This is a genomic window from Pseudomonas sp. R84 (genome assembly GCF_009834515.1).
In the GTDB taxonomy this organism is placed as follows: domain Bacteria; phylum Pseudomonadota; class Gammaproteobacteria; order Pseudomonadales; family Pseudomonadaceae; genus Aquipseudomonas.
Genome location: NZ_CP019426.1, coordinates 670,154 through 696,152 on the forward strand (window position 1 = coordinate 670,154; position 25,999 = coordinate 696,152).

General features: G+C 59.6%; 16 protein-coding genes. 9 read left to right on the forward strand and 7 right to left on the reverse strand.

Translation table 11 applies throughout. The annotated features are described in order from the left end of the window. Positions 1–2 precede the first annotated feature (2 nt). Both PspR84_RS02985 and PspR84_RS02990 read right to left on the reverse strand, forming a co-directional pair. Positions 3–2,615 (reverse strand): DUF6543 domain-containing protein, encoded by a 2,613-nt coding sequence (locus PspR84_RS02985; protein ID WP_174244427.1) that lies wholly within the window; start codon positions 2,613–2,615, stop codon positions 3–5. Between the two features lie 117 nt (positions 2,616–2,732). Then, the gene (locus PspR84_RS02990; protein WP_160055371.1) at positions 2,733–5,306 is read right to left on the reverse strand and encodes a hypothetical protein; all 2,574 of its coding nucleotides are present in this window, start codon (positions 5,304–5,306) and stop codon (positions 2,733–2,735) included. 208 nt (positions 5,307–5,514) lie between these two features. Here PspR84_RS02990 and PspR84_RS02995 point away from each other — a divergent pair, with 208 nt between their 5' ends. The 4 genes from PspR84_RS02995 (at position 5,515) to PspR84_RS03010 (ending at position 15,103) form a co-directional block, all read left to right on the forward strand. Beyond that, a complete protein-coding gene (locus PspR84_RS02995; protein WP_007915855.1) occupies positions 5,515–7,827 on the forward strand; it encodes a YgiQ family radical SAM protein in 2,313 nt (770 codons plus the stop codon). A gap of 535 nt (positions 7,828–8,362) precedes the next feature. Continuing rightward, positions 8,363–11,638, forward strand: a complete 3,276-nt coding sequence (locus tag PspR84_RS03000; protein WP_160055373.1) for a transglutaminase family protein — start codon at positions 8,363–8,365, stop codon at positions 11,636–11,638. A gap of 88 nt (positions 11,639–11,726) precedes the next feature. After that, the gene (locus tag PspR84_RS03005) at positions 11,727–14,213 is read left to right on the forward strand and encodes a circularly permuted type 2 ATP-grasp protein (RefSeq protein ID WP_160055375.1); all 2,487 of its coding nucleotides are present in this window, start codon (positions 11,727–11,729) and stop codon (positions 14,211–14,213) included. Next, positions 14,213–15,103, forward strand: coding sequence for a transglutaminase family protein (locus PspR84_RS03010; protein WP_160055377.1), 891 nt, complete (start codon positions 14,213–14,215; stop codon positions 15,101–15,103). Before PspR84_RS03005 ends, PspR84_RS03010 begins: the two co-directional genes overlap by 1 nt. 211 nt (positions 15,104–15,314) lie before the next feature. On the opposite strand, the gene PspR84_RS03015 is transcribed toward PspR84_RS03010, so the two are convergent. Then, the gene (locus PspR84_RS03015) at positions 15,315–15,503 is read right to left on the reverse strand and encodes a hypothetical protein (protein ID WP_077570658.1); all 189 of its coding nucleotides are present in this window, start codon (positions 15,501–15,503) and stop codon (positions 15,315–15,317) included. A 67-nt stretch (positions 15,504–15,570) separates the two neighbouring features. Next, the gene (locus PspR84_RS03020) at positions 15,571–16,158 is read right to left on the reverse strand and encodes a TIGR00730 family Rossman fold protein (RefSeq protein WP_160055379.1); all 588 of its coding nucleotides are present in this window, start codon (positions 16,156–16,158) and stop codon (positions 15,571–15,573) included. A gap of 340 nt (positions 16,159–16,498) precedes the next feature. Here PspR84_RS03020 and azu point away from each other — a divergent pair, with 340 nt between their 5' ends. Beyond that, entirely contained in the window at positions 16,499–16,942 is a 444-nt protein-coding gene (azu, locus tag PspR84_RS03025) for an azurin (protein WP_095047311.1), read from the forward strand. Between the two features lie 198 nt (positions 16,943–17,140). Here azu and nadE read toward each other — a convergent pair whose 3' ends face one another. The 3 genes from nadE to PspR84_RS03040 form a co-directional block, all read right to left on the reverse strand. Continuing rightward, the gene (gene nadE / locus PspR84_RS03030; protein WP_007915880.1) at positions 17,141–17,968 is read right to left on the reverse strand and encodes an ammonia-dependent NAD(+) synthetase; all 828 of its coding nucleotides are present in this window, start codon (positions 17,966–17,968) and stop codon (positions 17,141–17,143) included. Between the two features lie 4 nt (positions 17,969–17,972). Further along, positions 17,973–19,196: a nicotinate phosphoribosyltransferase gene (gene pncB / locus PspR84_RS03035; RefSeq protein WP_160055381.1), complete on the reverse strand. Its 1,224-nt coding sequence runs from the start codon at positions 19,194–19,196 to the stop codon at positions 17,973–17,975. Between the two features lie 213 nt (positions 19,197–19,409). Beyond that, positions 19,410–20,312: a LysR family transcriptional regulator gene (locus tag PspR84_RS03040; protein ID WP_127925629.1), complete on the reverse strand. Its 903-nt coding sequence runs from the start codon at positions 20,310–20,312 to the stop codon at positions 19,410–19,412. A 163-nt stretch (positions 20,313–20,475) separates the two neighbouring features. Here PspR84_RS03040 and PspR84_RS03045 point away from each other — a divergent pair, with 163 nt between their 5' ends. The 4 genes from PspR84_RS03045 (at position 20,476) to PspR84_RS03060 (ending at position 25,996) form a co-directional block, all read left to right on the forward strand. Continuing rightward, the gene (locus tag PspR84_RS03045) at positions 20,476–21,966 is read left to right on the forward strand and encodes an aldehyde dehydrogenase family protein (protein ID WP_160055383.1); all 1,491 of its coding nucleotides are present in this window, start codon (positions 20,476–20,478) and stop codon (positions 21,964–21,966) included. A gap of 90 nt (positions 21,967–22,056) precedes the next feature. Further along, the gene (locus PspR84_RS03050) at positions 22,057–23,340 is read left to right on the forward strand and encodes an FAD-binding oxidoreductase (protein ID WP_160055385.1); all 1,284 of its coding nucleotides are present in this window, start codon (positions 22,057–22,059) and stop codon (positions 23,338–23,340) included. Positions 23,341–23,708: 368 nt separating this feature from the next. Continuing rightward, positions 23,709–24,842, forward strand: coding sequence for an ABC transporter substrate-binding protein (locus tag PspR84_RS03055; RefSeq protein ID WP_038360427.1), 1,134 nt, complete (start codon positions 23,709–23,711; stop codon positions 24,840–24,842). 239 nt (positions 24,843–25,081) lie between these two features. Beyond that, positions 25,082–25,996 carry a branched-chain amino acid ABC transporter permease LivH gene (locus tag PspR84_RS03060; RefSeq protein WP_095121858.1) on the forward strand — a complete coding sequence of 305 codons (915 nt, stop codon included), beginning with the start codon at positions 25,082–25,084 and terminating at the stop codon, positions 25,994–25,996. Positions 25,997–25,999: the final 3 nt, after the last annotated feature.

Sequence of the window (25,999 nt, forward strand, 5' to 3'; positions counted from 1 at the left end):
TGTCAGCGGACCGCCGCTGTCGCCTCGCTCGCCAGAGCAAAAATCTTGCGTGCGGTCTTGCCATCGAAAGTCTGGCGCCAGATGGCAACGTGGGGCAGACCGGCCTGTTCGTCGCGGCGCTGGGACTCGATGCCGCGCTTGCTCTGTTCGAGGGTTTTCAGATGGCTGCCCCTGATGGTGAAATTCAGCGGCTCGCTGTTGTCTTTGTCGTAGTGAAAGTGCGCTTCCCATAACGGCGCATTGTCGACGCGATCGCGGATCGAGTAGACGTCGAGAAACGACTTGTCCCGGCCTTTGCCCTGCTGTTTGCGATCAACGGTTTTGACGGCGTTCAGCTCAGCGTGATCGATCAGATAATTCAGGCGCAGAATGTCCAGCACGTCCTTGTTCTTGTACATCCGCACCAGCACGCTTTGGCCATGTGCGGACAATGTGTCTGCGGCCGTTTGCAAGCGTTCGGCCAAGCTCTGGATCTCGCTATCCTCGGCCGCGTTTTCGTGGTTTTGCAGGCGGCGTGCCTGCTCGTTGAGCGGTTCGATGGCTTTTTCCAGGTCTTCAATGATTTCCGTCGGATTGTCTTTCGCGGTTTCTTTGGCCCGTGCTGCGGCAATGTGCTTTTCAACATCAGCCAATAAGCGGTTGGCCTCGGCTATCAGTTCCGGTCGCGGAGTGCTGACGATGGGTGGACGAACGGGCAGCCATTCACCCTGCCTTTTCTCGTATCGTTCAGTCGGGCCATCCGGCTGGAGCGGGTTGGAAACCTTGATGATGACACTGCCGTCTGCGGCGGTTTCCGTCTCGCCGACGAGGATTCTTGAAGTACCGTGCCGGCGCGTGCTGAACACCTTTCTGGGCGTTGCCGGGCGTGTGGTTCCGCTATTGCCCGGTTGTACTGGAAGGAAGTCGAAGTCGATGTCCTGATCCCGGCTGGGCAGTTCGGTATTGCGGTCAAACGTAGCCAGGAGTTCGTTCAGTCGTGTCTCGATTCTGTTCTCGACGGTGTCAGTCAGCGCGAGGATTTCCCTGGCGTACTCGGCCTTGACGCTGTCCGTCGACAGCCATGCTTCAAAACGGCTTTTGTCGCGTCTGATTTGATCAAGCGTCAGCATCAACGCCAATGGCTGCGAGCCTTCGGGAATGTTGTGCAGATCGCCGTTGAACAGATTGATGGAGGGCAGCGAGTGCATGGTCGCGTTTGGCGTGTGATCAGGTGTGCCTGCGAACAAGTGGACGTACAAACTCAACTTGTTGAAGGTGACACGCTCGGCCGTGGGCACTTCCTGACTCAGTTCGACGAGATCGGGTTCCGCCCCCGGGGAGGCTTTTCTGATCTGCCCCATCAGCACTTCCCGGTCTTCGAGAATCTTCAGTTTTTTGTTCAGGTTAGCGATCATTTTTTTGCAGTTGTCGCTGTTCAGCGTTGCGAAGGTCGGTGCGAGCTTCAAGTCCATGACCGTCATGAGCCGATTCAGGTAACTCACTCGATCCATCCGGAAGGTGTGCAGCTCCTTTTTGAATTCCCCGCGGGCTTTTAACCGCACCAGCCAATCCTTGTTGTCGACGAGTGACTGGATAAAGTCCGCCTGCTTCTTGATGTGCTTGAGCAGATGGACCTCAACGGCGATCAGGGCTGCGGTCTGTGCTGAACTGTCCGTGGGCAAAGCACGCGCCTCGCGGTAAAGGCTGTTGTACCGCTCAGACGATTCGACGAGTTCCTTGTGGACCGCTGCGAAGGGTGCATAGTCGTGCAGCAGGGTCGCCAGGCTTGCTTGTGTCCCGGCTCCAGGCCTTTCCCCACGGCGCATGCCGCCCCGTAAACCTGAGGCGGCAAACGCCCAGGTGTCTTGCCCGTCGCGCGTGATGGCGTGCGATTCGCCGCTACGGCTGGCGTGATAGATATTTTCGCTGTCTGTCGCCACGGAGTCTTTGGCGTTGACGATGCGCCATACCTTCTGCACAGGCGTGGAGGCATCCGTATCGAGCATGACCTGATACGCATGGCCGTCGATCAGCGCGTAGCGTTTGCCATCATGTCGAAACACGCCGTCGCTGTCGGGTTCGCTGGTGCTGAAATTCAGATCCGAGCGAAAGGTTCGCAGGTCGGGATCGGTCAGCGGCACGCTGATAACGTGGTGATCCTCGGCGACACGCCAAAGTCCGCTGTCGGCGTCGCGCAGCAGCACCGGGCCGGAAGGCAATCGCTCGCTGGCCAGTCTGGCCCGATACCGGCCCGTGTCAGCGTCCACTGTGACGAGCACAATGCCACCATCGGCCATATCGACATAGCGGCGACCCTTGTACGTTCTGAATCCGCTGGCGTCGATAGCAGGCAACGTGGCCGACGCAGCCATTCGGTAATGTTCGATCGGCTGCTGCACGGATATCTGGTTTTCAGCGTGAGGCGTTGCCGGTTGAATCTTGATGGCCGGGGCCGGGCTGATAGCGTCGAGGTCGTTATCCGGGGCGACGTTGCCCGATCGCGCTGGCTGTCCGTCCCGGCTTGTGCCGACGCTGATCGTGCTGTCGAGGTGCGGCGTCCGGGTCTCCGGTGTTTGATTCGGACGCGTATGGACGTCGACCGAAACGGTGCCTCTGACGGGCGTTTTAGTAGCCATGGTTATCATCCTTGAGTGGTTGTCCCCAGGCATTGGCTCAGGGACAGATGTCGTTGGGCTTCCTGCCTTCGGACAAGTTTGCTTGTTCAGTCACGCACGGTATGGGGCGTTCCTGTTTCAGGAGGCCAGTTCGAAGATTCTCTGTGCGGTCCTGCTGTCGATATCTTCACGCCAGATCTTCACGTGCGCCCGGCCGGCCTGCTCGTCCCTGCGTTGAGACGACGTACCGAGCCGGTTTTGCTGGCGAGTCTTGAGGTGGCCGCGCTTTACCTGAAAGTCCGCTAAAGGACTGTCCTTCTGTGTGTAGTGGAAGTGCGCGTACCACAGCACCGTACCGGCCTGACTGTCGTTCAGCGTGTAGACGTCGAGAAATTCCTTTTTGTTGCCCTTGCCCAGCGGTATCCGGCTCTGCGTGCGAGTGGCGCTCAAATGCCCGTGGCGGATCAGATACGCCACGCGGTCGTTGCTCAGGTAGTCGGGGTCTTTGTAGAGCCGCACACGAATGTTTTCACCTTCCTGGAGCAGGCGCTGACTGTCGTGGTGCAGGCGTTGTACCAGCGCGGAAATGTCACTGGCGGCGGGATTGGGCGCTTGTCCGATTTGCCGGGCGAGATCATCCAGTTCGTCGGCCCGGCCAGTCAGAAATTCGACGATACCGCTGGCATTGCGTTTGGCTTTCTCATCGCGCCACGCGGTATGCAAATGCGCTTCGGATTGTTCCAGGTGCTGCCGCGCCTGAGCAGTCAGCGTCGACAGGTTTCTTTCTTGCCTGGCCATCTGCCGACGCCATTCGCCTTCCCGGCGTTCGTAGGTTTGCAGGACCTCTGTCGGGTCATGCGGATTCATCACATCGATCAAGTCTTCACCCGCCGCCGTGCGACGTGGCCGTCCGACCCGGATCTTGTAGACCCCGTGGTGCTTGCTGCGGAACATTTTCCTCGGTGCCGCCGCTTGCGGGCTCTGGCCCTGTGCCGGGATGAAATCGAAATCGATCGGTTGTTCGTGGGGTGGCAGCGCGGCCGTTGTGTCCTGCTCCTGATGGTAGCGATCCAGATGCTGTTCCAGCGTGTGCTCGAAATGTTCTATGGCTTCGATGATTTCACTGCGTGAGCCGGCATGTTGCGGGCCAGGGGGCAGCGGCAGATTTTCGTACGAGGCTTTGACGGCTGACGTCTGATCCAGCAAGTCACTGAGCACGGAAATACGCGCATGCTGAGGAATTTCCTTGAGCGCACGAAAAGCAAAGGTCACCTCACCGAAACAGAACGCAAGGTATCTGGCATTGGCATTGCTGATGTCGACAGGCGCATCCTCATCGACGAACAGGCGGCTTTTGGCGTAGATCCAGAAGGCAACGTTTTCGTGCAGATCGATCGGATCATAGACCGTGCCTTTCAAATCGTCGGGTGACAGGCGCCACTTGTTCAACAGTTCATCGGCGATATCCTGACGCTTCTTGAGGATCTCCAGTTTGTTCGACAAATGGGCTGCCACGGCCGCATGGTCAGCAACCGGGCCGCCGAAAATCGGCCCGTCCAGCAACTTTCGCGAATCGCTGGCGATCATCAGCTGGTTGTAGGTCAGCATGCGGCCCTTGTGCAGCACGATGATCTTTTCCCGGTAGGCGACACGTCCCATGATCGAGACGATGCGCTCCTTTTCATCGGTGTGCAGGTCGAGGGTTTTTTCCAGTATCGACAGTTCCCACCGATGATGTTCTTCGAGGCGCTGCAAATGGGCGCGCTCGGCTTCGCTGCCCTTCAACGCCTGCCAGCGGTAGTGCAGCTGTTCGCCCGTGGTCATGGCCTGGTTGAATTGCAGTTCCAGCGTCTGTAACTCGAACGTCAGGTCAGCCGCGCGCAAGGCATCTGCCGGATTCGCTCGTCGGCGCATGCCTGCCGTGCCGCCCACCAGCGTCCCCACCCAGCCGCGCTGCTCATCAAAGACAATCGGCTCCGATCTTCCCGCACGCGTACCGATGTAAACATTGGCAGGGTCGCTAGCCACGGGATCTTCAGGGCGAACGATGCGCATGACCGGCAATGCTGGCGAGGAGGCGTCAAGGTCATGCAGCGCCTGGTAACTCTGTTCGGCGATCACTGCGTAGAGTTTGCCGCCGTAGCGATACAGACGGTCCCGGCCGACCTGGACGCCGGTAAAGTCCAGATCGGTCGCGAAATCCTGCAGGCGTGTGTCGGACAAGGGGAAAGTGATGCTTTTGCCGTCCTCCAGCGGATGCCACAGCCCGCTTTCGCGATCGCGTATCAGCAGCGGCCCGGCAGGCGTCAGCTCGCTCGCCAGCCGTGCCCGGTAGAGACCGGATGGCGCATCAGTGACGACCTGCACAATGCCGCCATCCGGCACATCCACGTAACGACGGCCCTTGAAGGTTCTGACGCCGTGCCCATCGGGCGCCGGCAGGGAGGCGGGCGCATTGATCAGGTAATGTTCCAGCGAGGGTTCCCGGGCTGGGGGGCGGATGGGCGGATCCGGTGGCGATGGGCTGACCCTGATCGACGGTGCCGACCTGATCGCCTGCAGATCGGCGCCTGTCGTGAGGGTTTCCGGCATCCGTAGCGTGCCTGCCGACAGAGGAATCGTCGGGTGCGGCACGTGGCCGCCCCTCGGACTGCCGGGGCGTGGATGAACATCAACGGTGGTGGTGCCTCTGATGGGCGATTTCGGTGACATTTCTTCATCCTTGAAGGGTTGTCACATCAGCTGGCGCAGGTGCCGGGCTGATGAATGTTGGGTTGAATCGATGTTTTTCTGCCTGTGACGGGTCGACGGGCATGCGCAACACTGGCTGTAAGAGAAACCGACCATTGCCGTCGGAATTGGTCAAAATTTGTGCTATATTCCGCGCCCGCGATTTTTCACTTCAACACCGGTCGTCGACATGCAAGCAGCCAAGCCGTTATTTGACTATCCAAAATATTGGGCCGAATGTTTCGGGCCAGCGCCATTCCTGCCGATGAGCAGGGAGGAGATGGATCAGCTTGGCTGGGATTCCTGTGACATCATCATTGTTACCGGAGATGCCTACGTCGATCACCCGTCGTTCGGCATGGCGATCATTGGCCGGCTGCTGGAGTCGCAAGGCTTCCGCGTCGGGATCATTGCGCAGCCGAACTGGCAGTCCAAAGACGACTTCATGAAGCTCGGCGAGCCGAATCTGTTCTTCGGGGTTGCGGCGGGCAACATGGACTCGATGATCAACCGCTACACCGCGGACAAGAAAATCCGTTCCGACGACGCCTATACGCCAGGCGGCATGGCCGGCAAGCGTCCGGATCGCGCGAGCCTGGTTTACAGCCAGCGCTGCAAAGAAGCGTACAAGCATGTGCCGATCGTCCTTGGCGGCATCGAAGCCTCGCTGCGTCGCATCGCTCACTACGACTACTGGCAGGATCGCGTGCGTAACTCGATCCTGATCGACGCCAGCGCCGACATTCTGCTGTACGGCAACGCCGAGCGCGCGATCGTCGAAGTTGCCCAGCGTCTGTCCTACGGGCACAAGATCGAAGACATCACCGACGTGCGCGGCACCGCGTTCATTCGTCGTGATACGCCGAAAGACTGGTACGAAGTCGACTCGACGCGTATCGACCGTCCGGGCAAGGTCGACAAGATCATCAACCCGTACGTGAACACTCAGGACACCCAGGCCTGCGCCATCGAACAGGAAAAGGGTCCGGTCGAAGATCCGCAGGAAGCCAAGGTCGTACAGATCCTGGCCAGCCCGCGCATGACCCGTGACAAGACCGTAATTCGCCTGCCATCGGTTGAAAAGGTCCGTGGCGACGCCGTTCTGTATGCCCACGCCAACCGCGTGCTGCACCTCGAGACCAACCCGGGCAACGCCCGCGCACTGGTGCAGAAGCATGGCGAAGTCGATGTCTGGTTCAACCCGCCGCCGATTCCGATGACCACTGAAGAAATGGACTACGTGTTCGGCATGCCTTACGCACGTGTTCCGCACCCTGCGTATGGCAAGGAGAAGATCCCGGCCTACGACATGATCCGTTTCTCGGTGAACATCATGCGTGGCTGCTTCGGTGGCTGCACCTTCTGCTCGATCACCGAGCACGAAGGCCGGATCATCCAGAACCGTTCCGAAGAGTCGATCATTCGCGAAATCGAAGAGATCCGCGACAAGGTCCCGGGTTTCACCGGCGTCATTTCCGACCTCGGCGGCCCGACCGCGAACATGTACCGCATTGCCTGCAAAACGCCGGAAATCGAATCCGCGTGCCGCAAGCCGTCCTGCGTGTTCCCAGGCATCTGCCCGAACCTGAACACCGACCACTCGTCGCTGATTCAGCTGTACCGCAGCGCCCGTGCCTTGCCGGGTGTGAAGAAGATTCTGATTGCCTCTGGCCTGCGTTACGACCTCGCGGTTGAATCGCCGGAGTACGTCAAAGAGCTGGTCACTCACCACGTTGGTGGTTACCTGAAGATCGCCCCGGAACACACCGAGGAAGGTCCGCTCAACCAGATGATGAAACCGGGCATTGGCAGCTATGACAAGTTCAAGCGCATGTTCGAGAAGTACACCAAGGAAGCGGGCAAGGAGCAGTACCTGATTCCGTACTTCATCGCCGCCCACCCGGGCACCACCGACGAAGACATGATGAACCTCGCTCTGTGGCTCAAGGGCAATGGCTTCCGCGCTGACCAGGTGCAAGCGTTCTACCCGTCGCCGATGGCCACCGCCACCGCGATGTACCACTCGGGCAAGAACCCGCTGCGCAAAGTCACCTACAAAAGCGACGGCGTGACCATCGTCAAGAGCGAAGAGCAGCGTCGTCTGCACAAGGCATTCTTGCGGTATCACGACCCGAAAGGCTGGCCAATGCTGCGTGAAGCGCTGATCCGCATGGGCCGTGGCGACCTGATCGGTTCGGGCAAGGATCAACTGATCCCGACGCACCAGCCGGCTACCGACAGCTACCAGAGCGCCCGTCGCAAGAACTCGACGCCAGCCGGCAGCCATAAAGTCGCGAAGGAAGGCAAAGAGAAGACCACCAAGATCCTCACCCAGCACACCGGTCTGCCGCCGCGTGCCAGTGATGGTGGTAATCCTTGGGACAAGCGTGAGCAGGCCAAGGCGGCGGCGTTTGCCCGCAACCAGCAGGCGGCCAAGGAGCGCAAGGACGCCGCGAAAGGCAAAGGGCCGAAGCCGACACGCAAGCCGGTCGTGCCGCGCTAAACATCGCTTGAGCTGAACAGAACGCCAACCTTCGGGTTGGCGTTTTGCATTTCTGGGGATGGGTTTTTGTCGTCTGCAAGATCCATCCCCCCTCACCCCAGCCCTCTCCCCCAATGGGGGCGAGGGGGAAGGGAGCAGATCTCCATGCTTTTCAAAACTTGAGTTCGACTCGAGACTTTCAAGTCGGTGTATCTCCAACATCCAACGCGGTCGGTCCCCTCTCCCCCCGGGAGAGGGCTAGGGTGAGGGGCTCTTCGCAGCAGATCTCACTACTTTTCAAAAAATGGATTCGACTCAATACTTTCAAGTCGGTGTATCTCCAACATCCAACGCGGTCAGTCCCCTCTCCCTCCGGGAGAGGGCTAGGGTGAGGGCGCTCTTCGCAACATTTACGTGCAATCAGCCCAAACCATTTCCCCGCATCGCCCGATTTTGGTGCTGTACTGCCTTAAGCATTCCGGGAAAGCGCCCAAGCCTCTGCATGGCATAAGTCTTGCGCGCTTTCGAATACGCTTAGGCTCGCAGGAGGCACGCCGTGTCGATTCATGTCGCATTGCATCACGTCACGCATTACCGCTACGACCGCGCTGTCGAACTCGGCCCGCAGATCGTTCGCCTGCGCCCGGCCGCCCACAGCCGCACGCGGATTCTGTCGTATGCGCTGAAAGTCTCGCCCGAGCAGCATTTCATCAACTGGCAGCAGGATCCGCAGGGCAATTACCTCGCGCGGCTGGTGTTCCCCGAGAAAACCAATGAGTTGCGCATCGAAGTCGATCTGCTCGCCGAGATGGCGGTGTTCAATCCGTTCGACTTCTTCCTCGAGCCCTACGCCGAGAAAATCCCCTTCGCCTACGCCGCCGATGAGCGTAAGGAATTGGCGCCGTACCTCGAAACCCTGCCGCTGACCCCCAAATTCAAAGCCTATCTGGACGCCATCGACCGCACATCGCTGCCAGCGGTGGATTTTCTGGTGGCGCTCAACCAGCGCCTGAGCGAAGACATCGGTTACCTGATCCGCATGGAGCCGGGCGTGCAAACCCCGGAGCACACCCTCGAACATGCCTCCGGCTCCTGCCGGGATTCGGCGTGGCTGCTGGTGCAACTACTGCGCAACCTTGGATTGGCCGCGCGGTTTGTCTCCGGGTATCTGATTCAACTGACCGCCGATGTGAAAAGCCTCGACGGCCCATCCGGCACTGACGTCGATTTCACTGACCTGCACGCCTGGTGCGAGGTGTATTTGCCGGGCGCGGGCTGGATCGGCCTGGATGCGACTTCCGGGCTGTTTGCCGGTGAAGGGCATATCCCGTTGGCGTGTAGTCCAGATCCGTCCTCGGCGGCACCGATCAGTGGCTTGGTCGAACCTTGCGAATGTGCGTTCAGCCACGAAATGTCGGTGGAGCGGATCTGGGAGGCGCCGCGCGTCACCAAGCCTTACAGCGATGAGCAATGGCAGGCGATTCAAACGCTGGGTCGGCAGATCGATGCCGACCTGCTGGCAGACGACGTGCGCCTGACTATGGGCGGCGAGCCGACGTTCGTTTCCATCGACGATCCGGACGGCGCCGAGTGGAACACCGCCGCGTTGGGTGACGATAAACGTCGACTGTCCGCCGAACTGTTCCAGCGCATGCGCAAACATTACGCGCCGAAAGGTCTGGTGCATTTTGGTCAGGGCAAGTGGTATCCCGGCGAGCAACTGCCGCGCTGGTCGCTCAATTGCTACTGGCGCCGTGACGGCGTGCCGATCTGGCATAACGATGCTTTGATCGCCGACGAGCAACAGGATTACGGCGCCAATGGCGAATTGGCCGGACGCTTCCTGGCGAGTGTCGCCGAGCGCCTGAAATTACCTACGCGTTTTGTGTTCCCGGCCTACGAAGACAACTTCTATTACCTCTGGCGCGAGGGCACATTACCCAGCAACGTCAGCGCCGAAGATTCGCGTCTGGAGGAGCCGCTGGAGCGCGCACGCCTGCGCAAAGTCTTCAGTCAGGGCCTGAACAAGGTGATCGGCCAGGTGCTGCCGCTGGCGCGCACCGCCAAGGGCGATCAATGGCAGAGCGGGCGCTGGTACCTGCGTGATGAGCACTGCCGTCTGGTCCCGGGAGATTCGCCGCTGGGTTATCGCTTGCCGTTGGGTTCGCAGCCGTGGGTGAAAGCCGCCGAGTATCCGTTTATTCATCCACAGGATCCGAATCAGGATTTTCCCGAGTTGCCGCAAACTGCGCAGCTCAATAGTCCAGGCGAAGCGGCTACGCCCGACGAACGCGTGCCAAAAATCGACGAATCCGCCGACTGGCTGACACGCACCGCGTTTTGTGCCGAAGCCCGTGAGGGGCGTTTGTACCTGTTCATGCCGCCGCTGGAGCGGCTCGAGGATTATCTGGAACTGGTCGCGGCGATCGAAGCCACCGCCGAAGAATTGCATTGCCCGGTGCTGCTGGAAGGCTATGAGCCGCCGAGCGATCCGCGCCTGAGCAACTTCCGTATCACCCCTGATCCGGGCGTGATCGAAGTCAACGTGCAACCCTCGGCCACGTGGGACGAATTGGTCGAGCGCACCGAGTTTCTGTATGAAGAGGCGCGCCAGACCCGCCTGACCACCGAGAAATTCATGATCGATGGCCGTCACACCGGTACCGGCGGCGGCAATCACTTTGTGCTCGGGGGCGCGACGCCAGCGGATTCGCCGTTCCTGCGTCGCCCGGATCTGTTGCGCAGCCTGATCAGTTACTGGCACAACCATCCTTCGCTGTCCTACCTGTTTTCCGGTTTGTTCATTGGCCCGACGTCCCAAGCGCCACGGGTTGACGAGGCGCGCAATGACGCGCTGTACGAACTGGAAATCGCTTTCGCGCAGATGCCCGAGCCGGGCGAGGAATGTGCACCGTGGCTGGTTGATCGACTGCTGCGCAATTTGCTGATCGACGTCACCGGCAACACTCACCGTGCCGAGTTCTGCATCGACAAACTGTATTCGCCGGACGGCGCCACCGGGCGTCTCGGCTTGCTGGAGTTGCGCGCCTTTGAAATGCCGCCCCATGCGTGCATGAGCCTGGCTCAGCAGTTGTTACTGCGAGCACTGGTCGCACGTTTCTGGCGTGAGCCTTATGCGCCGGCGAAACTTGCGCGTTGGGGCACTGAACTGCACGACCGTTTCCTGCTGCCGCACTTTATCGAACAGGACTTCGCCGACGTCATCGTCGAACTCAACAACGCCGGTTATCCAATGCGCGCGGAATGGTTCGCCGCGCATCTGGAATTTCGTTTTCCCAAGGTTGGCGATTACGCCGTTAACGGTATCGAGCTCGAATTGCGTCAGGCGCTGGAGCCATGGCATGTCCTGGGCGAGGAGGGCGCGACAGGTGGCACGGTGCGTTACGTCGACTCATCGCTGGAGCGCCTGCAGGTCAAGCTCAAAGGCTTGCCGCCGCAGCGTTATCTGCTGACCTGTAATGGCATCGCCGTGCCATTGCATCCGACCGGACGCGTAGGAGAGTTCGTCGCTGGGGTGCGTTATCGCGCGTGGCAACCGGCTAACTGCTTGCAACCGACCATCCCGGTGCACGCGCCGCTGGTGTTCGACCTGCTCGACACCTGGATGGGCCGGTCACTGGGCGGTTGTCAGTACCATGTTGCCCATCCGGGCGGGCGCAATTACGAGACATTGCCAGTCAACGCCAACGAAGCCGAAAGCCGGCGTATGGCGCGGTTCTTTCGCGTCGGACACACGCCGGGGAAACTTCCTATACCGAATGTAGAAATCAGTGACGAGCTACCGATGACAATCGATTTACGACGTTTCTAAGGCCTACGCGACACGCGGATTTTTCGTCTATCCGCGCGTCATCTGCCTGCGTTAGTCTGACCGTTCCTTGCTGTCTGCCGAGCTTTCCATGCCTGACCTGCTAGACCGCTACCCGCTCACAGCGGGCACTTATCACGAACTGCTCGACGGCAGTGGCGCGGTGCGCCCGCACTGGCGGCGGCTGTTCGACCAGTTGCAGCGCAGCACCCCGGCGCAACTGGTACAGCGTCAGGCATTGCTGGCGCGGCAGATTCAGGAAAACGGTGTCACGTATAACGTCTATGCCGATCCCAAAGGCGCGGATCGGCCTTGGGAGCTGGATCTGCTGCCGCATGTGATTGCTGCAGATGAGTGGCAGCAATTGTCGGCAGGCATCGCTCAGCGTGCGCGCCTGCTCAATGCTGTGCTGGCGGACTTGTACGGCCCGCAAAGGCTGATCAGCGAAGGTTTGTTGCCGGCAGAGCTGGTCTTCGGTCACAACAATTTTCTCTGGCCGTGTCAGCATATCGCGCCGCCGGAAGAGATATTTCTGCACCTGTACGCCGTGGATCTGGCACGCACGCCGGACGGGCGCTGGTGGGTCACGGCGGATCGCACACAAGCGCCGTCGGGCGCCGGCTATGCCCTGGAAAACCGCACCATCGTGTCCCGTGCCTTTCCCGAGTTGTACCGTGATCTCAAGGTGCAGCATCTGGCGGGTTTCTTCCGCGCATTGCAGGAAACCCTCGCACGACAGGCGCCGAGTGACGATGACACGCCGCTGGTGGTGCTGCTCACACCGGGGCGCTTCAACGAAAGTTATTTCGAACATTTGTATCTGGCTCGCCAGTTGGGTTACCCGCTGGTCGAGGGCGGTGACCTGACGGTGCGCGATGCCACGGTCTACCTGAAAACCCTCAGTGGTCTGCGTCGGGTGCACGCGATCATGCGCCGGCTCGATGATGATTTCTGCGATCCGCTGGAGCTGCGCACGGACTCGGCGCTCGGTGTTCCCGGTCTGCTCGAAGCGGTGCGTCAGGGCCGCGTGCTGGTGGCCAATGCATTGGGCAGTGGCGTGCTGGAGTCGCCGGGATTGCTTGGGTTTCTGCCCAAGATCAATCAATACCTGTTTGGCGAAGATATGATCCTGCCGTCGATCGCAACGTGGTGGTGCGGTGAGGCGCCGGTATTGGCGCAAGCCCTGGAAAAACTGCCCGAACTGCTGATCAAACCGGCCTTCCCCTCGCAAAGCTTCGCGCCTGTGTTCGGCCGTGATCTGAGTGAAAAACAGCGCCAGGCGCTTGCCGAGCGCATGCAGGCGCGCCCGTATGCCTATGTGGCGCAAGAGTTGGCTCAATTGTCCCACGCGCCGATCTGGCAGGCGGAAAATGGACAACTGCAACCACGGGCGATCGGCATGCGTATGTACGCCGTGGCCAGTGGTGAGGGTTATCGCGTGCTTCCCGGTGGTTTGACCCGGGTGGCCGCCGAGGCGGATGCCGAAGTGGTATCGATGCAGCGCGGCGGGGCGAGCAAGGACACTTGGGTACTTGGCGATCGTCCACCCAGCGGCGAGCAATGGAAGAGCCAGCGTAATGTCGGCGTGCACGATCTGGTGCGGCGCGATCCGTATCTACCCTCGCGAGTGGTGGAGAACCTGTTCTGGTTCGGCCGTTACTGCGAACGCTGCGACGACAGTGCGCGGCTGCTGCGGATCATGCTCGCGCGGTATGTCGATGGCGATGACCCGCAAGCGCTACAGGCGGCGGTCGACCTCGGTGAGCGGCTGACGTTGCTGCCGGACGAAGGTGAACTCCCTGAGCGCCTGTTGGCAGCGCTGCTGGGTGAGGACTGGTCGTTCAGTCTGCGCTCCAACCTGCAGCGGTTGCAGTGGGCAGCCTCGCAGGTGCGTGGCAAGCTTTCGCGCGAGAACTGGCAGGCGCTGGTGGAGTTGCAGCGCGAAGCGATGGACCTGGACACCGACGAACCCGACTTCGGCGAGCTGCTGGATTTCCTCAACCGGCTGGTGATGTCGCTGGCGGCGCTGTCCGGGTTTGCCCTCGACGACATGACCCGCGACGAAGGCTGGCGGTTTCTGATGATTGGCCGGCGCATCGAGCGACTGCAATTTCTCAGCAGCAGTCTGGCGGCATTTCTGCGTGGTGCCGGCGCATTCGATCAGGCGGGCCTGGAGTGGTTGCTGGAGTTGGGCAACAGCAGCATCACCTATCGCTCACGTTATCTGGCCGTGGCGCAATTGATTCCGGTGCTCGACCTGTTGCTGCTGGACGAGCAGAACCCGCACGCGGTGTTGTTTCAGTTGAAGCTGGTGACCCGCACGTTAAAGCGCTTGAATGATGATTTCGGTGTCCCACGGGAAGCGGGGTTGCCACAGTTGGTCGAGCGTCTTGCGCGTTTTGATCTGGGTTGCCTGGAGAATCCATTGTTCGGAGAGGCCAGCGTACGAGCGGCTTTGAGTGGTCTAGCGGATCTGCTGCAGGACATTGCCGACGCCAGTAGTCAGGTCTCGGATCGTCTGGCCCTGCGCCATTTCGCCCATGTCGATGACGTCAGCCAACGCACGGTGTCTGTCTGATGAATGCTCGATACCAGATTTTCCACGACACCTGTTACCACTACGACAGCCCGGTTTCTCTGGCACAGCAATTGGCGCACTTGTGGCCGCGAAAGTGCGATTGGCAGCGTTGTACCGCACAGCAATTGCTGATCAGTCCGGACCCGACCGCACGGCGCGATGAGCTGGATGTGTTTGGTAATCCATTGACCCGATTGGCCTTTGAGCGGCCGCATGACGAATTGCAGGTCAATGCACAACTCACCGTTGAAGTGCTGGCGCGGCCGGCGCTGGACTTCAAGCAGTCGCCCGCGTGGGAGCTGACCCGCGATGCGCTGAGTTACAGCAGTCAGCCGTTGTCCGCTGAGTTGCTCGAAGCCTGTCGCTACCGGTTCCAGTCACCGTACGTGCATCTGAAACGCAGTTTCGTCGAATTCTCGCAAAGTTGTTTTCCGCCGGGCAGGCCGTTGCTGCTGGGCGTGCAGGACTTGATGCACAAGATCTTCAGCGAATTCACCTTCGATGCTGAGGCGACCCAGGTGGCGACACCGCTGGTGGAGGTGCTGGAGCGACGACGCGGGGTTTGTCAGGACTTCGCTCACTTGATGCTGGCATGCGTGCGCTCGCGAGGCTTGGCAGCGCGCTACATCAGTGGTTATTTGCTGACGCAGCCGCCGCCGGGGCAGCCACGCTTGATCGGCGCCGATGCGTCGCATGCCTGGGTGTCGGTGTTTTGTCCGGTGCTGGGCTGGGTGGATTTCGATCCGACCAACAATGTGCAGCCGGCGCTGGAGCACATCACGCTGGCGTGGGGGCGGGATTTTTCCGATGTGTCACCGTTGCGCGGGGTGATTCTCGGCGGCGGCAATCATGACCCGGAAGTGCGCGTCACCGTGATGCCGCTGGATTAACGACGATCAAAAAATGTGGGAGCGAGCCTGCTCGCGAAGGCGTCAGGTCAGTCAACTTATAGGTAGCTGGTACACCGCTTTCGCGAGCAGGCTCGCTCCCACAGGGAATTCGGGTGTATTGGGGAATGGAAGGCTGTGAGGGCCGGCAGTGAAACCGCCAGCCCCGTCACAAATCCGCAGGGTCTGATTCGATCATCAAACCCGGTGGGGTTCAGGCGTCGGGCGCCTGATCTTTCGGTGTTTCAGTTGCATCAACATCATCTTCCGGTGCCACTTCACCCTCAGGGTTCAGTGCTGCTTCTTCAGCGGTTTGTTTCTTGCGCTGAAGCTTTTCCTCTTTCTTCTGTTCCTTTGCCAGGTCTCGTTGACGTTTGGCGAAGGAGTAATTGGGTTTGGCCATGGGCGTTCCTCTTGGTCGAAGGTGAGGTTGAGCGGCGCGTATTCTGCCCTGTATCGGTGCCCGGTGGTTAGCCGGGTTTTTGCTCGACCCATTTGGGCGTGACGGTCGGCTTCCAGTTATCCAGGGCATCGAGCAGTGCTTGCGGCGATTCGCTCACTTGCAGCATGTCACGGTGTGGCGCGCGAACGAAGCCTTCGCCGACGATATGGTCAAGAAAAGCAGTGAGTTTGCTGTAGAAACCGTTTACTTCCAGCAGGCCCAAAGGTTTGCCGTGGTAGCCAAGCTGGCCCCAGGTCCATACTTCGAACAATTCTTCCAGTGTACCGAGGCCGCCGGGCAGGGCGATAAACGCATCGCTCAGTTCAGCCATGCGCGCCTTGCGCGCGTGCATGCCATCGACCACTTCCAGGCGTGTCAGGCTTTTGTGGCCGATTTCCTTGTCCATCAGGCTTTGCGGGATGATGCCGATCACTTCGCCGCCGGCAGCCAGTGCCGCATCGGCAACGATGCCCATCAAACCCACGGCGCCACCGCCGTAGACCAGGGTCAGTTTACGTTCGGCCAAGGCCCGGCCAAGGGCAATGGCGGCTTCGGTGTAAGCCGGATCAGTGCCCGCATTGGCACCGCAAAATACACATACGGATTTCAGAGACATGCCTTCCTCCTGGGTCAATCCGTCACAGGGTAATGGCTGGCACGCCGTGATCCAAGGCCTAAACTTCGCGTTCAGGCGATTCAAAGGTGCCGCTGGCGCCACAGGCGTAGGCGGCGAGCAAACTGCACAACAGACCGTTAAAGAACATGACAGGCACTCCGTCTCAGTAGATGCGCCGATCATAGGGCCGGTCGGGGAATCTGGCCGTTAGATTGTGTCGATGAGTGTCATAGCCTGAAAGTTGTATACAATTTTTGACTCAAGTCATAGGAACTTGCGAAGATTTCAGGCAGTCTTTCCACCATTCGTGTTTTTGTTAACCCTGCCTTGGAGATTCACCATGTTTTCCAAAGTTGTTGCGGTATCCCTGCTGGCGTTGGCCAGCAGCCAATTGATGGCTGCTGAGTGCAAAACCACCGTTGACTCCACCGATCAGATGTCCTTCAGCACCAAAGCCATCGAAATCGACAAGAGCTGCAAGACTTTCACTATCGAACTGACTCACTCCGGCAACCTGCCGAAGAACGTCATGGGCCATAACCTGGTGATCAGCAAAGAAGCTGACATGCAGCCAATCGCCACCGCTGGCCTGGCCGCCGGCATCGACAAGAACTACCTGCCTGAAGGTGACGCGCGCATCATCGCTCACACCAAGATCATCGGCGCCAAGGAAACCGACTCGCTGACCTTTGACGTAGCGAAGATTGCTGACGGTGGCTACGGCTTCTTCTGCTCGTTCCCTGGGCACATCTCGATGATGAAAGGCACGATTACTGTTAAGTAAGCCGTTCAACCGCGTCATCGTTCTTCGCGAGCAGGCTCGCTCCCACAGGTTTTAGTTGTGCACAAATGCTGGGTCCGACAGCGAACCATGTGGGAGCGAGCCTGCTCGCGAAGGGGCCATCCGCATCAATGAAAGCAATGGCCAAAGAAAAGCCCGCTGAGGATCACTCCTCAGCGGGCTTTTTCATTCCATCAGCGCTTACGGCGCAAACGGCATCACACGTTTGTGATGGGTCTTGTTGTAAGTCGCAACGATGATGTCGAACGCTTCCTGACGCACCGGCTCGCCGTGCAGGAACGCGTCAATCTCGGCGTACGTCACACCATGGGACGCTTCGTCGGGTTTGCCCGGCGACAAATCCTCAAGGTCCGCCGTTGGCACTTTCTCGACCAGTGACTCCGGCGCACCAAAGCTGCGCGCAATCGCGCGAACCTGGTTTTTCACCAGACCGCTGAGCGGCGCCAGATCGCAGGCGCCGTCACCGAACTTGGTGAAGAAACCCATCACCGCTTCCGCCGCATGATCGGTGCCGATCACCAGACCATGCGCCGCGCCGGCGATGGTGTATTGGGCGACCATGCGCATGCGTGCCTTGGTATTGCCGAGCACAAAGTCCACCGACACCGCATGCTTGCCTTCAAACGCTGCCACTTCACTGGCCAGCGACTTCACTGCCGGGCCAATGTTGACCGTGTGGCGCTCGTCTGGAGCAATGAAGTCCACCGAGGCCTGGGCATCGTGTTCATCGAACTGGGTTTCGTACGGCAGGCGCACGGCGATGAATTTGTAGCTATTGTCGCCGGTCTGGTCGCGCAGCTCACGCATCGCGCGCTGGGCCAGCAGGCCGGCGGTCAGCGAGTCGACGCCGCCGCTGATGCCCAGCACCAGCGTCTTGAGCCCGGAATTGACCAGGCAATCCTGAATAAAGGTAATGCGCCGGGCGACTTCGGCCTGCAGAGCCTGGTAGTCGGCGAACGGCGGTTGCACCTTGAGCTGCTCAGCAATCTCACGCTGTACGGCTTGCATGAATTCACTCCTTGCTAGATAGACTGGAATCGGCAGGAACCTGGAAAACGTGTCGCAAATAGGCAACAAAATTGGGGTCTTTGCAGTGGGACTTGCCTGGCTCGTCGGAGATCTTCGCCACCGGTTGGCCGTTGCAGGCAGTCATTTTAAGCACGATGCTCATCGGTTCGACACCCGGAATGTCACAGGTGAGGTTGGTGCCGATGCCGAAGCTGACGTTGATCCGACCGTGCAGCGCGCGGAAGATCTCCAGCGACTTGGGCAGGGTCAGGCTGTCGGAGAACACCAGGGTCTTGCTCATCGGGTCGATGCCGAGCCTGTGATAGTGCGCAATGCATTTTTCGCCCCACACCACAGGATCACCGGAGTCGTGGCGCAGACCGTCGAAAAGCTTGGCGAAAAACAGGTCGAAATCGCCGAGGAACGCATCGGTGGTGATGCAATCGGTGAGCGCGATGCCCAGCAGACCACGGTACTCGCGAACCCAGCAATCGAGTGCGGCGATCTGGCTGTCGATCAGCCGTGGACCGAGTTGCTGGTGGGCCATGATCCATTCGTGGGCCATGGTGCCCAGCGGTTTCATGTCCAGTTCGCGGGACAGGTGCACGTTGCTGGTGCCGACAAAACGTCCGGGGAAATCGTGTTTGAGCACGTTCACCACTTCAGCTTGCACGCCGTACGAAAAGCGTCGACGGGTGCCGAAATCGGCGACTTGCAGTTGCGACAACTCATCGGCCGAAGCGTTGGCGGTCAGCCAGTCGAACTTGCGATAGAGCTGCTCGCGCGCCTGTTCCAGTGCGGTTTCACGGTAGCGATAGCGGTTACGCACTTCGCTGACGATCGCCAGCAATGGCACTTCATAGAGAATCACATGCAGCCACGGCCCGCGCAGACGGATGAACAACTCGCCGTTTTCGATACCAGTGTGCACATAGCGCAGGTTGAAGCGGAACAGTCCGAGGAAACGCAGGAAGTCCGGTTTGAGGAAGCTGATCCGCTCAAGGAAACTCAGTTGGTCGGCGCTCAGGCTCAGCTCGGCCAGACGCTCGATCTGATAACGGATCTCGGCCAGATACGGGCGCAGATCCTCGCTGTTACGGCAACGAAACTCCCATTCGACTTCGACGTTGGGGTAGTTGTGCAGCACCGCCTGCATCATCGTCAATTTGTAGAAGTCGGTGTCGAGCAGGTTCTGCACGATGCGATCGGCAAACACGCTCTCGCTCATAACGGGGTCTCCAGGTGCGCCGCGCCTGTGCGCGGACTCAATCAATGGCGCTAGTGGCGCATATCAGGGACGAAGATTGCCAGCAGTTTTTTAAATCACCGCAGAACCCTGGTGGGAGCGAGCCTGCTCGCGAAGGCGTCATTTCGGTCAACATTGATACTGAATATGCCGGTCTCTTCGCGAGCAGGCTCGCTCCCACATTTTTCAATCGAGTCAAATTTCCGGGCTGTCGATCTGTTCGAGCATCCACTTCACAAAATCCCGCACCTTGGGCACTTCCGCCGCATGCTCCGGGTACGCCAGGTAATAGGCATCAGTGCTGGGCATGGCATGCTCAAACGGAATGACCAGTTTGCCGTCAGCCAATTCCTCTTCCACTAGAAAACGCGGTAACAACGCCACACCACAGCCAACCTGCGCGGCGCGAATGCACATATAAAAGGTTTCGAAGCGCGGCCCATGGTAGCTGTGTTCGGTCTGGTAACCCTGACTGTCGAACCAGTCGTGCCAGGCTTGCGGGCGCGAGGCATTTTGCAGCAGGACCAGATCGGTGAGTTGTGTCGGGTCAGTAAATGGTGTGTCCGGCAGGCTGCCCGGCGCGCAGACCGGCACAAGTTCTTCGCCGAACAGTTTCAGGCATTCAGTCCCTGGCCGTGAGCCCTGACCGAAATAGAACGCCAGGTCGCTGCGCCCTTGCAGCAGATCATCTGCTTCCTGTTCATTGCACAGATCCAGGTGAATCGACGGATGGCGCAGACGCCAGCCTTTCAGGCGCGGCACCAGCCAGCGTGCGCCGAATGTCGATGGCGTAGACACGCGCAGGACTTCTGTTTCGCCGCCGTAGGAGCGCAGGTAATGCGTCGACATTTCCACTTGGGTGAGGATTTTTCGTACTTCAACCAAGTACAAATCCCCGGCCGGGGTCATCTGCAAACGCCGACGCACGCGGCGGAACAACAGGTGCTGCAGCAGCTCTTCAAGCTGTGCGACCTGTTTGCTCACCGCACTCTGGGTCAGGTTCAGTTCCTCGGCGGCGCGGGTGAAACTCAAGTGCCGGGTCACGGCCTCGAAACACTGCAGGGCGGTGATCGACGGCAAGTGGCGTTTGTTCAGCATGGCTGATCCTTTTCTTGTCTTTCTATGCCCAGCATGAATAAACGGAATGATATCTCGCGTAAAGGTCGTTTGTTGACTCGCCATTGTGACGCTACAACTAAAGGCCTGCCCGGTCGCGAAAAAGCGTCCGCACACATTCAGTTTTTTGCTTGAGGAGTGACCCATGGTTGCCGCATTGCTTGATCGTCTAGGTGTGAACCCGGCCCTTTATCAGAACGGCAAAGTGCCGGTGCATTCGCCGATCGACGGCAGCCGTATCGCTGCGGTCAACTGGGAAGGCCCGGCCGAAGTCGAGCAGCACATCAGTCGCGCAGATCATGCGTTCGAGCAATGGCGCAAGGTGCCGGCCCCGCGTCGCGGTGAGCTGGTGCGTCAGTTTGGTGAGGTGTTGCGCGAATACAAAACCGACCTCGGCGAACTGGTTTCCTGGGAGGCGGGCAAGATTACTCAGGAAGGTCTGGGTGAAGTGCAGGAGATGATCGACATCTGCGATTTCGCCGTCGGCCTGTCCCGTCAGTTGTACGGTTTGACCATCGCCTCCGAGCGCCCAGGCCACCACATGCGTGAAACCTGGCATCCGCTGGGCGTGGTCGGGGTGATCAGCGCGTTCAACTTCCCGGTCGCGGTGTGGGCGTGGAATACCACGCTGGCGCTGGTCTGCGGCAACCCGGTGGTGTGGAAACCGTCGGAGAAAACCCCGCTGACCGCACTGGCCTGTCAGGCACTATTCGACCGCGTGGTGAAGAACTTCACCGATGCCCCGGCGAACCTTTGCCAAGTGATTATTGGTGGCCGCGACGCCGGCGAAGCGCTGGTCGATGACCCGCGTGTTGCCCTGATCAGCGCCACCGGCAGCACACGCATGGGCCGCGAAGTGGCGCCGAAAGTCGCCGCACGTTTTGCCCGCAGCATCCTCGAGCTGGGCGGTAACAACGCGATGATCCTCGGCCCAAACGCCGATCTGGACATGGCGGTACGTGCGATTCTGTTCAGCGCCGTCGGTACTGCCGGGCAGCGTTGCACCACCCTGCGTCGACTGATTGCCCATGAGTCGGTGAAGGAAGAAATCGTCACCCGTCTCAAGGCCGCCTACTCGAAAGTGCGCATCGGCAATCCGCTGGAAGGCAATCTAGTCGGTCCGCTGATCGACAAGCACAGCTTCGAAAATATGCAGGACGCGCTGGAGCAGGCGATGAGCGAGGGTGGTCGGGTGTTCGGTGGCAAGCGTCAGCTCGAAGACCAATTCCCCAATGCCTATTACGTTTCGCCGGCCATCGTTGAAATGCCGGAGCAAAGTGATGTGGTCTGCAGCGAAACCTTCGCACCGATTCTGTATGTGGTCGGTTACAGCGATTTCCAGGAAGCGCTGCGCTTGAACAACGCGGTGCCACAAGGTTTGTCGTCGTGCATCTTCACCACCGATGTGCGCGAGGCCGAGCAGTTCATGTCGGCGGTTGGCAGCGACTGCGGCATCGCCAATGTCAACATCGGCCCGAGCGGTGCGGAAATTGGCGGCGCGTTTGGTGGCGAGAAAGAAACCGGTGGCGGGCGTGAGTCCGGCTCGGATGCATGGCGCGCATACATGCGCCGTCAGACCAACACCGTGAATTATTCGCTGGAGTTGCCGCTGGCGCAGGGCATCACATTCGATTAAGCAGCAGCGAGCCTCAAGCCCCAAGCTACAAGCAGATCGGCTTGCTGCTTGTAGCTTAAAGCTTGCAGCTGCTCCGACAGGAGCTTGGCAATGCCGTTACGCGAAGAGTGTCTGTGGGAAAAGCTCACGCCGCAAAGGCCGGATAACACCGCGCTCAAAGGCGAAGTCAAAGTCGATGTCTGCGTGATCGGCGCCGGGTTCACCGGATTGTCGGCGGCGCTGCATCTGTTGGAAAAAGGCAAAAGCGTCTGCGTGCTGGAAGCTCATCGCGCCGGTCATGGCGGTTCCGGCCGCAACGTCGGGCTGGTCAACGCCGGCATGTGGATCCCGCCGGACGAGATCGAAGCCGGTTTCGGCGAAGCGGTGGGCAGTCAGCTCAATCGTATGCTCGGGGCCGCGCCGGCGCTGGTGTTCAGCCTTGTGGATAAATACAACATCGATTGCCAGTTGCGCCGCGAAGGCACGTTGCACATGGCGCACAACGCCAAGGGTGAGGCGGATCTGCGCAGTCGTGAACAGCAATGGAAACGCCGAGGTGCGCCGGTAGAATTGCTCACCGGCAAGGCCTGCGAACAGGCCACCGGCACGCAAAAAATCGCCGCTGCGTTGCTCGACGGTCGCGCTGGCACGCTCAATCCGATGGCTTACGTCACCGGGCTGGCCAACGCGGTGAAAGATCTCGGTGGGCAAATGTTCGATCATTCGCCGGTCACTCGCCTTGAGCGTCAGGGCGCGAACTGGTCAGTGCAGACCGAGCATGGTTCGGTACTGGCCGAGCAAGTGGTCATCGCCTCCAACGCCTACACCGAAGGCGACTGGACCGAACTCAAGCGCAACTTCTTTCCCGGTTACTACTATCAGGTCGCCTCGGTGCCGCTCACCGAAGACGCCGCGCAGGAAATCCTCCCGGGCGGGCAGGGCTCGTGGGATACGCGTCAGGTCCTGAGCAGCATCCGCCGCGACAAAGAAGGGCGGTTATTGCTGGGTAGCCTGGGCAACGGCAATCAGAAACCGACGTGGTTTCTCAAGGCCTGGGCCGATCGCGTGCAGCAGCACTATTTCCCCAATCTGAAGCCGGTCGAATGGGAGTGCACCTGGACCGGGCGCATCGCATTCACCCCCGATCACCTCATGCGCCTGTTCGAACCGGCGCCGGGACTGGTGGCCGTCACCGGTTATAACGGCCGGGGCGTCACGACTGGCACCGTGGTCGGCAAAGCCTTCGCCGATTACTTGTGTCACGGCGACCCTCAAGCTTTGCCGATTCCCTTTGCACCGATGCAGCCCTTGGCGGGTGTGGGCTTGCGCAGTTGTTTGTATGAGGCCGGGTTCTCGCTGTATCACGCGGGCCAGTGCCTGCGCATCGTGATTTGAGTGTTGAAATATGTTGCCGGAAGCGGCGCTTTTCGATGCAGCGACTAGCCTGTAATGGTGCGGGTTGTAGCAGTCCCGCACCAGCAGTGTGCAGTTCGGTGACGCGGGCTGTTACAGGCTGGTTGCACGTCGTTTGGCGCCGCGGTTGCAATGATGGCGCGTGCGGGTTGCGCCGGAAAAAATAATTGGTTTCACCTTCCGCGGTTTAGACGGTTGCACGCCCAATGAAAATGGGAACGAAACAGTCGAAATAACAAGAAAGCAGCGACTTTTTGAAGAATAAAAAACCGATGGCACGGCCCTTGCTCTGAGCATTCAGTGAAGTGAAGTCGCAGTGCCAACTAAAAAAAACCTTGGAGCACCACCTCATGTCCCAGACGTTTTACAAGAAAGGCTTTCTGGCCCTCGCAGTGGCTACTGCGTTGGGTGTTTCTGCGTTTGCTCAAGCTGATGTGAAAATCGGTGTAGCGGGTCCAATGACTGGCGCCAACGCGGCATTTGGCGAGCAGTACATGAAGGGTGCACAGGCAGCGGCTGACGCGGTGAACGCGGCTGGCGGTGTCAACGGGGAAAAAATCGTACTGGTCAAGGGCGATGACGCCTGCGAGCCGAAACAGGCCGTGACGGTCGCCAAGGACCTCACCAACCAGAAAGTCGCCGGCGTGGTCGGTCACTTCTGCTCCTCTTCGACCATTCCAGCGTCGGAAATCTACGACGAAGCCGGGATCATCGCGATCACCCCGGGTTCGACCAACCCGCAAGTCACCGAGCGCGGTCTCAGCGCCATGTTCCGTATGTGCGGGCGTGACGACCAGCAAGGCATTGTGGCTGGTGACTACATCGTCGACGTGCTCAAGGGCAAGAAAGTCGTCGTGCTGCACGACAAGGACACCTACGGCCAAGGCCTGGCGGATGCCACCAAGGCGCAACTGGTCAAGCGCGGCGTGACGCCTGTGTTGTACGAAGGCCTGACCCGTGGCGAAAAAGACTTTAGCACCATCGTCACCAAGATCCGTGGCGCCGGCGCCGACGTCGTCTACTTCGGCGGTCTGCACCCGGAGGCCGGCCCGCTGGTTCGCCAACTGCGTGAACAAGGCCTGAAAGACGTCAAGTTCATGTCCGATGACGGCATCGTGACTGACGAACTGGTGACCACCGCCGGTGGCCCGCAATTCACCGATGGCGTGCTGATGACCTTCGGCGCCGACCCGCGTCTGTTGCCTGAGAGCAAGACCGTAGTGGACGCATTCCGCAAGGCCGGTACCGAGCCTGAGGGCTACACCCTGTACGCCTACGCTTCGGTGCAGACCTTGGCTGCCGCGTTCAATGGCGCGAAGTCCAACAAGGGCGAAGAGGCTGCGGCCTGGCTGAAGAAAAATCCGGTGAAAACCGTCATGGGCGAAAAAACCTGGGATTCCAAGGGCGACCTGAAAGTCTCCGACTACGTGGTTTACCAGTGGGACAAGGACGGCAAATATCACCAGCTGGAAAAACAGAAGTAAGGGCTGACGCGATCAGCTGATCCCACGGTTCCTTTGTAGGAGTGAGCCTGCTCGCGATGACGGAGTTACAGGCAACACATGTGTTGAATGTTAATCCGCTATCGCGAGCAGGCTCACTCCTACAGGGGGCGGTGGGGACGGGTGGATCGTGGCTGACATTGCTCCGACGTAAATCTGTATTTTTCCTAGAAGAGCCGCACGCCACAGGTGTGCAGGTTCTCACTGCGTGAGATTGCGTTATGGATGGTATTTTCCTGCAGCAACTGGTCAACGGCCTGACCCTCGGGTCGGTCTATGGCCTGATCGCCATCGGCTACACAATGGTCTACGGCATCATCGGCATGATCAACTTCGCCCACGGCGAGGTTTACATGATTTCTGCTTACCTGGCGGCAATCAGTCTGGCTCTGCTGGCTTACTTCGGTATCGAATCTTTCCCGCTGCTGATGCTCGGCACACTGATCTTCACCATCGTCGTCACGGCGGTGTATGGCTGGGTCATTGAACGAGTCGCCTACAAACCCCTGCGCAACTCCACCCGACTGGCACCGCTGATCAGCGCCATCGGTATTTCCCTGATCCTGCAAAACTACGCACAGATCGCACAAGGCGCCAAACAACAGGGCGTGCCAACCCTGCTGAGCGGTGCGTGGCGCGTCGACATCGGCACGGGCTTCGTGCAACTGACCTACACCAAAGTCTTCATTCTGGTGGCCGCATTCGTCGGCATGGGCCTGCTGACCTACATCATCAAGTACACCAAGCTCGGACGCATGTGCCGTGCGACCCAGCAAGACCGCAAGATGGCTTCGATCCTCGGCATCAATACTGATCGGGTCATTTCCTATGTGTTCATCATCGGTGCAGCCATGGCGGCGCTGGCCGGCGTACTGATCACCATGAACTACGGCACTTTCGACTTCTATGCCGGCTTCATTATCGGCATCAAGGCGTTCACCGCGGCGGTGCTTGGCGGGATCGGTTCACTGCCTGGGGCAATGCTCGGCGGGATCATCCTCGGCATTTCCGAGTCGCTGTTCTCCGGTCTGGTCAACTCCGACTACAAAGACGTGTTCAGCTTCTCGCTGCTCGTACTTGTTCTGGTCTTCCGGCCGCAGGGCCTGTTGGGCCGTCCTCTTGTGTCGAAGGTGTAAGCG